The sequence below is a fragment of the Alkalibacterium iburiense genome (assembly GCF_039521845.1).
Lineage (GTDB): Bacteria > Bacillota > Bacilli > Lactobacillales > Carnobacteriaceae_A > Alkalibacterium > Alkalibacterium iburiense.
In genome coordinates, this window is the sequence record NZ_BAAACW010000021.1 from 18581 (window position 1) to 32505 (window position 13925).

Genomic DNA, 13925 nt, shown 5'->3' on the forward strand with positions numbered 1-13925 from the left:
AGACAATGGCTAAACAATTATTTGACAAAATGCTATACGGTGGAGACTACAATCCAGAACAATGGCCGAGAGAAATTTGGAATGAGGATATGAGATTATTTAAAAAAGCTCATATTAACTCAACGACAGTGAATGTCTTTTCTTGGGCAAAGCTACAACCGTCTGAAAATGACTATCATTTTTCAGAATTAGATGACATCATTGACATGCTGAGCAAGGAAAATTATGAGATTGTCCTTGGGACGTCAACGGCAGCTATTCCGGCCTGGTTATGTCGAAAATACCCGGATATTATGCGAGTAGATTTTGAAGGAAGAAAACAACGCGTTGGGCATCGACACAATCATTGTCCCAACAGTCCAACTTTTCACCGGTTTGCTAAGCGCTTAGTTTCAAAAATTGCCGAACGATACGGAGATAACCCGCATGTGAAAGTCTGGCATATATCCAATGAGTACGGAGGAGAATGTTACTGTGAAAATTGCGAAAGAGCCTTTCGTGTATGGGTAAAAGATAAATACAAAACCATTGATGCTGTCAACGAAGCTTGGAATATGCATTTCTGGAGCCATACCCTTCATAGCTTTGACGATATTTTTGTACCGAATTATTTAGGAGATGGAATCAGCGATACTGCTGCCGCTTATGCCGGGTTGTCTATTGATTATCGCCGGTTCAATTCAGAAAGCTTGCTTAATAATTTCATTATGGAAAGAGAAGCCATCCGTGAATTTGATAAAGAAACACCAGTCACAACGAACTTTATGGGAGCCTATAAACCCTTAGACTATTTCAGATGGGCAAAGGAAATGGATATTGCCTCTTGGGATAATTATCCAGGCTTGCACACGACTTTAAGCCAGACTAATATGAATAATGACTTGATGCGAGGAGTGAAAGATGGTCAAAGTTTTATGCTGATGGAGCAAACTCCGAGTCAGCAGAACTGGCAACCGTACAATACACTTAAACGTCCGGGTAAAATGAGAGCTCAAAGTTATCAGACCATTGCACATGGAGCGGATACGATTCAGTTTTTCCAAATGAGACGCACAAAAGGCGCTGTTGAAAAATTTCACGGTGCTGTGATAGAGCACGTAGGACATGAACACACGCGAGTCTTTAGGGAAGTGACAGAACTAGGGAAAGAGTTGGAACAATTAGGCGATACCCTTATTGGAGCTGAAACAAAAGCGAAAGTCGGCATCTTATTTGACTGGGATAATTACTGGGCACTTGAATACACGAGCGGTCCAACTGTAGATTTAAGATATGTGGATCAGATTCAGCGTTACTATGATGCCTGCTATAATCAGCAAGTCGCCATTGACATGATTCATATGGATTCTGATTTTGAAAAGTATGATATTGTTCTAGCTCCTGTTTTATATATGGTTAAAGAAGGTGTTGCAGAGAAAATTGACGCTTTTGTTAAACAAGGCGGTACGTTTCTTACAACCTATATGAGTGGAATTGTAGATCAGAGCGATAATGTCCATTTAGGAGGCTACCCTGGTCCATTAAGGGAAACACTCGGTATTTGGGTAGAGGAAATAGATGCTTTGGCTCCAAACAGTTATAACTCAGTCAAAACGAAATCAGATTTATTTGAGAAAAATGACTATACATGCACAATGCTCTGTGACCTGATGCATACTGAAGGCGCAGAAGTGATAGCTGAATACGGTTCTGATTTCTATAAAGGGATGCCTGTAGTGACTAAAAATAAACGAGGAGAGGGAGAAGCGTGGTATGTGGGAGCTGTTTTAGAGCAGAATATGTTAAATGAGCTCATTGGCCAGTTGCTTAATCAGAAAGGCATTAAAGGGTTCGGACCACTTCCTGAAGGAGTGGAAATTGCCAGTCGAGTGAAAGACGGAAAAGAGTTTTTCTTCGTTATGAACCATTCCGATCAAACCCATACCATTGAAACAGAATTCGAAGGGTATACAGATTTATTGAGTGGAGAAAAAGCCCAGCGTTCAATAGAGCTTCAATCGTTTGACGTCCAGATTTTAACCCAATAAATTTTCATTTCAGACATCTTGAAAAGAGGAACTAGGATGACTAAAAATATAACGGCTATTCAAGAACAAGTTAACGGGTTTATAGCACACATGACCGTCGATGAAAAAATAAGTCTGCTCTCTACTTCTCAGAGTGCTATCGAACGCTTAGGTATTAGAGAGTATAAAGTGGGCGGAGAAGGGGCACATGGCGTGGTGGATCGAGAGGGTGGAATCACCACGTCCTTCCCCCAACCTTTGGGCTTATCCCAAACATGGAATCCAGATTTATTAAAAGAAGTCGGAACAGCGATTGGAAATGAAGCACGAATCAAGTACCTTCAATCGAATAAAACCACCTGGCTTACCTTGTGGGCCCCAACCATTGATATGGAAAGAGACCCGAGATGGGGAAGAAATGATGAAGCATATGGTGAAGATCCTTATTTAACAGGGAGATTGAGTGCTGAACTGATTAAAGGCATGCAAGGAGACGATCCGACCTGGCTTCGGATGGCAGCCGCTCCGAAGCATTTTTATGGAAATAATAATGAAGAGAAAAGAGAAAGTTCGTCCAACAGTATAGATTTGAGGAATAGGGAAGAGTATTATTTAAAGGCTTTTGAACCAGCTTTTAAAGAAGCTAAAGCGCAGTCTATGATGACGGCCTACAATGGGATAAATGGTGTCCCGGCGATGCAGCACGAAGACATTGAACAGGTTGTGAGACAACGATGGGATATGGATGGGTTTGTGGTCTGTGACGGCGGAGCGTTGACATTAAACGTAGAATCCTATCATTACTATGATACCTATGAGGAAGCGTTAGCTGATGCATTGAAAAAAGGCATTGACTGTTTTGTAGATGACAAGGAAAAAGTGGAAACAGCAGCTAGAAAAGCATTGGATAAACATTTGATTACAGAAGAAGATATCACGCGTGCCGTCAAACGCATTCTGACTGTCAGAGGACGCTTAGGTCACTTTGAAGACGTGATTCCTTTTGATGAAGTCAGTCATTCACTTCTAGCTGGGGAGGAACACGCTGAACTGGTGAGAAAAGTAACGGCTGAGCAAGCTGTTTTGCTTAAAAATCAGGACAGTCTTCCTTTATCAGAAAAACAGAAAGTGCACCTGACGGGTCCTTTAGCCGATGTGTGGTTTAGAGACTGGTACGGTGGGTATCCGCCGCATGAAATGACCATCAAAGAAGCTTTGATGAACAAGTTTCCGGAAAACAGCGCTATTTTTTCCCCTTCCCATGACGAAGTGTCTCTAAAAATAAACGATGCATACCTAGCTGTAAAAGAGGATAAACTAGTAGCGGTTTCGTCTGAAGAAGAGGCAGCCGAATTTATCTTTGAAGACTGGGATTTCGGATCTCATCTTTTAAAAGAGAAGCAGACGGGACGGTATATTCAATATGATGATCAGACGAATACCTTTCGCTTACATAAAACAGAGGTGTACGACTGGTTTGTAAAAGAAAACTGGGTAAGTGAAAACAAAAAGGATTGGCATACTTGGGATAATCATCCAATCGGGATCACTTCTGAAGGGTTCATTGGGGCTGTAAAAGAGAGTATACCCATTGAGCTGGTTACAAAAAAAGAGGCGATTAAAGAAGCGGCAACCGCAGCAAAAGAAGCGGATGTTTCTGTAGTCATACTAGGGAACCATCCCATGTTAAACGGAAAAGAAACGATGGATAGACCAGGCATGACTCTTCCCGCCCATCAACTGGCTATGGTGAAAGAATTATACGCAGTGAACCCAAATGTAGTCGTGGTGATAGTAGGCAGCTATCCTTTTGAAATAGACTGGTTGCATCAGCATATCCCAGGTATTTTATTTACGACTCATGGTTCTCAGGAATTGGGAACCAGCCTATCGGATATCCTCTTTGGCAAAGAAGCCCCTACCGGTAAATTATCGCAAACGTGGTATAAACAAATAGAAAAGGCCCTTCCGCCTATAAGAGACTACGATATTATAAAAGGAAACCGCACCTATCGGTACACAAATGAAAGCGCTCTTTATCCGTTTGGTCACGGTCTGACATATGGCAAGGTATCCATTCTCTCTTTTTCTATGGATACCTATACATGGAGAGAAAACGAAGAAGTAACCGTAACGGTTGAACTTCAAAACACTGCCAATCAGGAGGTAACGGAAACAGTGCAGGTATATGCGACGTTAACACCCGCTCAGTATATAAAATTACCTGAAAAACAACTCGTTGCTTTCTTAAAAACACCCTTGAAACCGGGGGAGAAAAAGAAAGTCACCCTCAAAGTGAAGACAAGTGAGCTGGGGTATTTTGATGTGGCATGGAACAAATGGGTTTTTCCAAAGGCAGAAGGAACACTGTCCATTGGTTTTTCTTCGGCTACTGAACACAGTCTGTCTTTTAACACCATAGGAGAGGTACGCTTGGAACGTGACTTTAAAGAGCCTGTGCATGCTGAAAGATATGATGACTATTCCCGTGCGTTTATCACTAGTGATTCAACTAAAGAAAAAGTTGTCTGTATTGGAGCCGATGGATGGCTTGCCTTTAAGAATGTTCGTTTGAAACAGGCCTCTTCATACATTGAAATAGTGTATAGTGCCGATAAATCAGGAGAATTGCGCTTATACACAGATGATCAGTTGAAGCATGCCTTATCAGTGGAACCATATAAAGCAGGGAATCAAAGATCTTTAGTTTTAGCTATTCCAGATAAGAATCGGTTGGATATGTACCTGTCACCTACCACATCCATACAGTTAAAAACGATAAGAGAACAATGAATAAATATTCAATTATAAAAGAAAGAAAGGTGTATGAATGACTCAGATAAAAGAAAAGACACTCTCCCTTCGTTATGTGGACGCGATGGGACATGGATGGAATTTAGGGAATTCGTTCGATAGTTTCCACAAAGAAGAGGATAAAGAAGAACTTTCCTGGGGCAATCCCAGAGTGACCAAAGAGCTCCTTCAGACGGTTAAGAAAAAAGGATTCAAAAATATTCGACTCCCTCTTACCGTGCACATGCGAATCGATGGGCCAGAAAATGACTTTACAATCAATGAATCGTTTTTAAATCGTTACGAAGAGGCAGTGAAGGAGTCTCTAGAAGAAGGATTTTACGTGATGATTAACATTCACCATGACTCGGTCACATGGCTCAAAGAGTGGAATGGACAAAATGATTCAGACAGATATAAAAAATATGTCCGTATTTGGGAACAGTTATCTGAACGATTCAAAGACTACGATGAAAGAGTGATGTTTGAATCAATTAACGAACCGCAATTTGATGTAGAAGAATCTGTCGGGATTCAATACTTAGAAAAGCTGAATGATACGTTCTATCATATCGTCCGTCAATCGGGAGGAAACAATGGCACGCGCATGTTGGTTTTACCGACCCTCCTGACGAATGATTCGCAGAATAAACTGGATGCATTATATGAACAGATAGTAGGATTTGATGATCCCTACATACTCGCAACGGTTCACTACTATAGCGTCTGGGTATACAGTGCGAATATAGGGAAAACACGATTTGATCAGACATTATGGGAAGATGTCACCCCAAGAACCAGCCTTGTAGAAGTATTCGACCGCGTGACTGAGACTTTTATAGATAAAGGAATCGGAGTGGTTATCGGTGAATATGGTTTATTAGGCTATGATAAATCTGAATCAGCTAATCAGTTCGGTGAAACGTTAAAATATCTCGAATATATTAACTATTATGCCAATAAAAAAGGAATGAGTCTCATCCTTTGGGATAACGGTCAGCATTTAAATCGTTATGAGTATGAATGGTATCTTCCTAGATTCGGTGAGATAATCGAGCGCTCGATGAAAGAACGTTCAGCTTATTCTAAAGGTTTAGATACTGAATACTTGACCGACCCTCTACCTGAAGAAGGATTGGCTATCCCTTTGGTCCTGAACGGTCATATTTTAGAAGAAGTAAGGACTCATTCAAGAGAGTTGATAAAAGGAAAAGAGTATACATTGGAAGGAGAAGCTCTTCATTTAAGTGAATCCTTCTTTAAACAACTTTATGAAGAAACTCTTGGGGAAATAGGTTTAACAGTCACATTGATATTAACCTTTTCAGGAGGAGCGGACTGGTATCACCATTTGATTTATTCAGATAAACCCGTATTGAAAGAAACGGTTGGAAAAGTCGGAGCAGCTGTTCAGATTCCTACGGTATTTAACGGCAATCATTTAGAAAGCCTCATGGTTAAGGATTCTAATAATGAAAGTGTGGCCAATAATAAAGAACTCGAGTATTTACAACACAGTCTGGAATTTAAGCCAGCAGAAGAAAGTATCTATCTGTTGCCTGACTTTACTTCGCAGCTACAAGATGGAGACTATACTATCCATGTGACTTTCTTTAGTGGGATGCGTGTCCTTTATCAACTGCATGTGAAAAATGGAGAAATAAAAGGAAAATAGAGAGAAGGAGGAAGGCTAATCATGAGGAAGATAAGAGGCATCTTAACTATACTGGTCTGTTTTTTTATACCTTCCTCCTTTATTCCTGCCGCTGAAGCTCAAGAAAAAACGGTCTCTCAACAGTATGTAGAAGATATGGGAAGCGGCTGGAATTTAGGAAATACCTTTGACTCTTTTGATGAGAGGCATGACAGAGGGGAAGAAACGTGGGGGAACCCGAAAGTAACAAAAGAACTCATTCAGGCTGTTAAGGAAAAAGAATTTGACAGTATTCGTCTGCCCCTGACTTTACATCAGCGTATAGGGAGTCTGGAGGAACAAGCTAAAATAAATGAAGAGTTACTTAATCGTTATGAAGAGGTGGTTCAGTGGGCATTAGAAGAAGATTTATACGTGATGATCAATATCCATCACGATTCCTGGACATGGTTAGCTGACTGGGACGGAGAATCTCACTCAGAAGAATACCTGACATTTGTTTTCATTTGGAATCAACTAGCAGAACGTTTTAAAGAGTATGACCACAGGCTGTCATTTGAAGCTGTAAATGAACCGGACTTTCATACAAGCGAGGAGAATAAAATAGAGTATCTCACCCGTCTAAATGACGCTTTTTATCAGACAATCCGACAGTCAGGCGGCAATAATTCTGAGCGCATGCTCATTTTACCAACTGTCTATACAGATACAGAACAAAAGAAAATGGATGCCTTATACGATCAGATAGTAGCTTGGGAAGACGACTACATTATAGCGACTGTTCATTATTACGGAGAATGGGTATACAGCACGAATATAGGAAAAACACGTTTCGATGGCGTGTTATGGGATGACGTTACTCCTAGAAGCAGCTTAGTGGAAGTGTTTGATCGAGTCGCCCAGACCTTTACTGAAGAAGGTATCGGGGTGGTCGTAGGAGAGTACGGTCTTTTAGGTTACGACAAATCAGACACAACGAATCAGTTAGGAGAAACGTTAAAATATATTGAGTTTATCAATCATTACGCACGGGAAAAAGGCTTGGCTCTCATGCTGTGGGACAATGGCCAGCATTTGAACCGCCACAGCTTTAGCTGGAACACGCCTCGTTTTGGAGAGATGATTGAACAGTCAATGGATGGACGTTCAGCTTATTCAAAAGGCTTAGATACTTATTACATACATATAGATGAAATCGGACAAGCCATCACTATCCCTTTACTATTAAATGACTTAAAGCTAGAAAGCATATATTTAGAAGGCAGAAAGTTGGTAGTAGGAGATGAGTATACGTATAAAGATGAGACAGTCACTTTAACGGGTGGTCTTTTAGAGGAAAAAATAAAAGAAAGCAATCAAATTGTTGGAAAATCATTGCCATTGCGCCTGCATTTTTCTGATGGAGCGGATTGGGACATGCAACTCATTTATGTAGATACCCTTGTTTTGAAAGAAGCAACAGGACTAACAGGAAGGCCCTTTTTAATCCCTACAGACTTCAATGGCCATCATATAGACCACGTTCAGTCTAAAGATGAACAGGGAACAAATGTCTTAGCACACGACTGGTGGGATTTTCTCGAATATGATGTTGAATTTACCCCTTTATATGACGAAGGGAGGATTCAGCTCTCATCAGACTACACGGCATTACTGGAAGAAGGCACGTATGAGCTTATTTTTACTTTATTCAATGGAGAAGAGTATGGCTATCGCCTCATCGTCGATGGAGGAAGAATACGAGGAATCGGCTCTCAAGATGAAGAAGGGAATCAATATAAAGCCGCACAAAGATCTCTTAAAAGAGGAACGAGGGAACAGTCCAGTTCTAAGACGCTTTGGCTTCTGGCGGTTATCGGGTTATTACTGGTAGCTATAGGTATCGGATACGAAATGGTTCAAGGAAGACCGGAAAGAAAATAGGAACCACTCTGTTAGAAGGGGTTCCTATCATTTTTTATTTAGTGATGATTAATTGGGCACTGAAATGGTCATAACGGTGTACGGAAAAAGAGAATTCAAACGCTTTTCCATTATCGAAATAAGCAACTTGTTCGGCAACAGCTACAGGATCTCCTTTCTCCAAGTCTAAATACGTTGTTTCATCTTCATCTGCTTTTCTGACGGTAATTTTTCGATGGGAGCTTTGAATTTTACACTCTAATTCATTTTCAATGTACTGATACAATGATTTTTCCAAGTGTTTTTCCGTTAACCCAGGAACTAAATCAATAGGCATATACGTTTTTTCTACTACAATAGGCTGATCATCTGCGTAGCGAATCCGATGGATATCGTAGACAAATGATTCAGGCGCAATATTCAGCTGTTTTTCAATAAGCGGTGTGGCTTTGATGATATCGAAATGCAGAACCTTACTCGTTACTTTTTTTTCAGGATTTGATGTTGTTAACCCCATAAACTGTTTGGCAAAAATCAGTTTTTCGATTTCCTTCATATCAATGTCTTTAATAAAAGTACCGACACCACGTTTTTTAATGATTAAACCATCTTCTACAAGTAAATCAAACGCTTTTTTTATGGTCATCTTACTGGTTTCGTATTCCACACAAAGCTCTTTTTCAAATGGGAGTTGTTCACCTGATTTAAACTCTCCATTCAAAATGCGGTTCTTCATGTCTTCGTAAATAAATAAATACTTTTTCATGGCTGGCTCCTTTATATAGTTCATAATCTTTAAATGTATAAGCAGTAGAATCGATAGTCTCAAGAAATAAAATAAAATGACATACCTTATTATATACGGATATCAAGAAAAAATAAAGTTTAAAATTATATTTAATTTATTATAAGTATATATTTACAATATTTAAAATATACTATATACTTATGTCGAAATGCAAAAATGAGGAGGGTAATATGACAAGTAAACAATTAAAAGAGTATCTTTCATATAAAGGTTCCGGAATGAAACCAGAAGACTTCGATGCGTTTTGGGACGAAAAATTGAAGAGTCTGGAGAACTATCCACTAACCTATACAATCAAGAAAGTAGACTTTCCTTCAAATGTCGCTTATTGTTATCAATTAATCTTTGAGGGAGTAGATGGGGCTAAAATAACCTGTCAGCTTCTGAAGCCTAAACACACATCAGGCAAGCAACCCGGTATGCTCCTGTTTCATGGGTATCATGGCAACAGTGGAGATTACAGTGATAAAATCGGCTGGGTGGCAGAGGGATATGTGGTGTTGGCAATGGATTGCCGTGGACAGGGTGGATTATCAGAAAACAGAGAAACGTCAGTCAAAGGAAGTGCATTAAAAGGGTTTGTCATTAGAGGAGTGGAAGAAGGAAAAGATCACCTCTATTACACAAAGGTTTTTATGGACACCGTGATTGCTTCTCGGATTTTAATGGATTTAGATGAAGTGGATGAAGAAGTTATATCTGTGCAGGGCTCATCACAAGGAGGGGCATTGGCTCTCGTGTGTGCCTCGCTTGAACCAAGAATTAAAAAAGTCGCGGTTCATCATCCCTTTTTAAGTGATTACCGAATGGCCTATACACTTGATGTTCAAAGTTCAGCCTACGAAGAACTCTACTACTGGTTTCGATTTAGAGATCCTTTACATGAAAGAGAAGATTATTTTTTTAAAACGTTAGAGTACATAGATGTTCAGCATTTTGTTTCACGTATAAAAGCAAGCGTTATCATGGTTACAGGGCTAGCAGACACTATCTGCTTTCCTATCACTCAGTTTGCGGTATACAACAAACTAAACTGCGCAAAAAAAGTACTCATACTGCCCGAGTACGGGCATGAACATTATCCGAAAACAGCAGACAAACTCAGGGGGTATTTTATTCATGACGAATGGAAACACATTGATTCATATTAATGAAAAAGCACTAGAATTTCATCTGACCAACGATTCAATCAGTTACGTCTTTAGAGTTATGGAAAAAAGCAACCAGTTAGAACATTTATATTTTGGTAAGAAAATACATCACTTGCCATCTTTAAGCTATCTCATCGAAAGAGAAGCGCGTCCATCTAACAACTTATATGAAAAGAGTCAAACATCGTCTCTTGAACACATTAAGCAAGAATATCCAGGTTTTGGTACGACTGACTTTAGACAACCCGCTTTTCAGTTACATTATCCAAAAGGCGATAAGGTGTCTCATTTTGAATATAAAGAGTATGAAGTGTTAGATGGGAAGCCAGTCCTAGACGGTTTACCAGCTACTTATACTGAAAGGGAAGATGAAGCCCAAACGCTTATCGTAAAATTAAAAGACCGTTATTCAGCTATTTCATTGCACTTATACTATACGGTATTCAAAGATCAAGCTGTTATTACCCGTAGTAGTCGATTCATCAATGAAGGGGAAGAAGAGCTGTTCTTGGAAAATGTGATGAGCACAAGTGTCGATTTGCCTGACAGTAATTTCGAAATGATTCATTTATATGGTGCATGGGCCAGAGAAAGACACGTAGAAAGAAAAGCATTATTTAAAGGGGTCCAGTCCATTGGAACAGTTCGGGGAGCCAGTAGTCATACACATAATCCTTTCTTTGCCTTGGCTAGACCAACGACAACTGAAACCCATGGGGAAGTTTATGGCTTCAGCTTAGTCTATAGTGGCAATCATTTAGGACAAGTAGAAGTAGACACGTATGATGTGGCAAGAGTGACGATGGGGATACATCCTTACCAGTTTAGATGGAAATTAGAAGGGAACGAATCATTCCAAACACCAGAAGCGGTGATGGTCTATTCTGATAATGGAATAAACGGGATGAGTCAGACTTTCCATGAGTTATACCGCAAACGTTTAGCCAGAGATCCTTGGAAAGAAGAAAACAGACCAATCCTAATTAATAATTGGGAAGCCACGTATTTCGACTTCGATGAAGCGAAAATACTGACGATTGCTGAAGAAGCAGCTGACTTGGGCATTGAGCTATTTGTGTTAGATGATGGCTGGTTTGGAAAAAGAGATGACGATTCCAGTTCATTAGGCGATTGGACAGTCGATAAAACCAAACTTCCTAATGGGATTAAAGGCTTATCCGAGAAAGTACATGAGCTCGGGCTAAAATTCGGTCTATGGTTCGAGCCTGAAATGGTTAATAAGGATACTCCGCTCTATGAAGAGCATCCAGATTGGATTATAGGTGTGCCGGATAAAAACATTTCCCATGGACGGAACCAGTTTGTTTTAGATTTCTCTAACCCAGATGTGGTCGATAACATTTTCAAACAAATGGATGCCATCTTGGAAGACAGCGATATTGACTATATTAAATGGGACATGAACCGTTATATTTCAGAAGCTTTTTCTACCGCTTTACCAAGCGAACGTCAAGGAGAGCTTTACCACCGTTACATTTTAGGTGTGTACACTCTTTATGACCGACTGCTCGAAAAATACCCACACCTCTTAATTGAATCATGTGCAGGAGGCGGAGCACGGTTTGACCCGGGCATGCTGTATTATGCTCCACAAACATGGACAAGTGACGATACAGACGCCGTTGAAAGACTCAAAATACAATACGGGACGTCACTCGTCTATCCTTTATCCAGCATAGGCAGTCATGTCTCTGCCGTACCGAATCACCAAGTGGGACGCCTGACATCTATGGAGATGCGTGCAGCTGTGGCTTACTTCGGAACATTTGGTTACGAACTGGATGTGACGCAAATAAGTGATGAAGATAGTGAGAGAATGAAAGACCATATTGCCTTTTTCAAAGAGAATAGAAAACTGATTCATTCCGGAACATTCTATCGTTTACTCAGCCCATTCGAAGGAAATGAAACAGCATGGATGGTCGTTTCTGAGAATAAGAAAGAAGCCATAGTAGGCTACTATCAGGTCTTAGCTAAACCCAATCCTGGCTATAGCCGTCTTAAATTAGAGGGATTGGATGAAGACACTCTTTATGTCATTCAACCTGATCAGGAAGAAAGATACGGTTCGGATTTAAAAAATGCAGGTCTATTCTTCAGTCGAAATGAGAAAACAAGAAGCGATTTCTGGTCACTCAATGGAAAAGCAGATTTCCATAGTAAAATCATAAAAATAACGGCAAAAGAATAAATTTTATTCAGGTGTTGAGACACTTTAATTAAAAAGTGTCTCTCACTTGTGTAAAATGTTACAAAAATTTGTCAGCATAAAAAATATTTCATTTTTTATCTAAATTCAATTTACAAATGCAGAAAAATAGTACATAATATTGATAACGGTTACACTAGTAAGTATATACTTATAAAATTACATATAATTGTTTTTTAAATTGCACATATTGTTCTAATTGTTTTCTAATATAAGGTATATGAAGCGCTATCGCTTTGAAATAAATATAAAGGAATGGATGTATGGATATGAAAAAAGAAAAGAACGACAGAAAAGTCCCCTTCTTTGTAATTAAACTCATGGCCTTTATCAGTTTATTACATATATTCCGTGTGACAGAAGTACAGGCAGAAGAAAGCACACTGGATGATTTCGAAGCTAAACTGGATTTTTATATGGAAGCTCCTAATTTTCAAACCTATATGACTGAGCGAGACTCGTCCCCTGACCAGTTGCCAGAAATACGGATTCCTGCGGTGGAATATTCCAGAATAGAAGAGATGGAAGTGGCTGTATTAGACAATTTCGAGGGTGATACGGGTCAGTCTTTATTAACAGACGACACGGGACTGATTGAGTATACTTTTGAAGTAGATAAAACGGGTTTTTATGAGTTATCGCTTCTCTATTACCCTGTTGAAGGAAATAGCGCCGCTATTCAGAGAAGTTTTTTCTTAAATGAAGAACTGCCTTATTCAGAATTGAGTCTAATTGAATTCCCTCGTATTTGGGTAAACAGTACAGACACCTGGGAAAGAGATAATCAAGGGAATGAATTAAGACCATCACAAATTGAGAATCCAGAATGGATGGAAGTCAAGTTGCAGGACAGCAATGGGTATGTTGTCGATTCGCTAGGGTTTCATCTAGAAAAAGGGACACATACTTTAACCATTGTTTCTCAACGAGAGCCGATGGTTTTGAAAGAACTCATTTTGAAAGAAAAAGAGACGAACTTAAGTTATGAGGACTATTTGACTCAAACAAATGAAAAAAACACCTCTAATCAGGTTATTGAAATCCAAGGTGAACACGCGAATAGAAAATCTTCTCAAATGCTATACCCTGTACAGGACCAGTCATCTCCCGCTGTGTATCCTTATAGTGCAAAAGAATTACTGAATAACACCATTGGAGGAAACAACTGGAGATCAGTAGGTCAGTGGATTGAATGGGATTTTGAAGCAGAAGAAGCGGGTTACTATGAACTATCTTTCCACGCTAAACAGAACTTCATGAGAGGATCTCGAGTAGCCAGACGTATCTTGATAAATGGAAAATCTCCATACGAAGAGTTGAGTGACTACGGCTTTGAATACAGAAGTGACTGGGACATGTACACTTTAGTCGATGAAGAAGA

General features: G+C 39.7%; 8 protein-coding genes. 7 read left to right on the plus strand and 1 reads right to left on the minus strand.

The window, feature by feature from the left end; translation table 11 throughout:
• The first annotated feature begins 5 nt into the window (after positions 1-5).
• From ABDZ53_RS01810 to ABDZ53_RS01825, 4 genes are read left to right on the plus strand one after another with little or no spacing between them, the layout of a single operon-like run.
• On the plus strand, positions 6-2027 hold the full coding sequence (locus ABDZ53_RS01810; protein ID WP_343753386.1) for a beta-galactosidase: 2022 nt from the start codon (positions 6-8) through the stop codon (positions 2025-2027).
• Between the two features lie 36 nt (positions 2028-2063).
• A complete protein-coding gene (locus ABDZ53_RS01815) occupies positions 2064-4799 on the plus strand; it encodes a beta-glucosidase (RefSeq protein ID WP_343753388.1) in 2736 nt (911 codons plus the stop codon).
• A 37-nt stretch (positions 4800-4836) separates the two neighbouring features.
• The gene (locus tag ABDZ53_RS01820; RefSeq protein WP_343753390.1) at positions 4837-6474 is read left to right on the plus strand and encodes a cellulase family glycosylhydrolase; all 1638 of its coding nucleotides are present in this window, start codon (positions 4837-4839) and stop codon (positions 6472-6474) included.
• A gap of 21 nt (positions 6475-6495) precedes the next feature.
• The gene (locus ABDZ53_RS01825) at positions 6496-8376 is read left to right on the plus strand and encodes a cellulase family glycosylhydrolase (RefSeq protein WP_343753392.1); all 1881 of its coding nucleotides are present in this window, start codon (positions 6496-6498) and stop codon (positions 8374-8376) included.
• A gap of 34 nt (positions 8377-8410) precedes the next feature.
• On the opposite strand, the gene ABDZ53_RS01830 is transcribed toward ABDZ53_RS01825, so the two are convergent.
• Positions 8411-9121 carry a GntR family transcriptional regulator gene (locus ABDZ53_RS01830; RefSeq protein ID WP_343753394.1) on the minus strand — a complete coding sequence of 237 codons (711 nt, stop codon included), beginning with the start codon at positions 9119-9121 and terminating at the stop codon, positions 8411-8413.
• A gap of 212 nt (positions 9122-9333) precedes the next feature.
• Between ABDZ53_RS01830 and ABDZ53_RS01835 the strand changes: the two genes are divergently transcribed.
• The 3 genes from ABDZ53_RS01835 to ABDZ53_RS01845 all read left to right on the plus strand — a co-directional run.
• Positions 9334-10314, plus strand: a complete 981-nt coding sequence (locus ABDZ53_RS01835) for an acetylxylan esterase (RefSeq protein ID WP_343753396.1) — start codon at positions 9334-9336, stop codon at positions 10312-10314.
• Positions 10283-12526 carry an alpha-galactosidase gene (locus ABDZ53_RS01840; RefSeq protein WP_343753398.1) on the plus strand — a complete coding sequence of 748 codons (2244 nt, stop codon included), beginning with the start codon at positions 10283-10285 and terminating at the stop codon, positions 12524-12526. The genes ABDZ53_RS01835 and ABDZ53_RS01840 overlap by 32 nt, the downstream gene beginning before the upstream one ends.
• A gap of 281 nt (positions 12527-12807) precedes the next feature.
• A partial coding sequence (locus ABDZ53_RS01845) for a carbohydrate-binding protein (RefSeq protein ID WP_343753400.1) occupies positions 12808-13925 on the plus strand: 1118 nt, incomplete at its 3' end.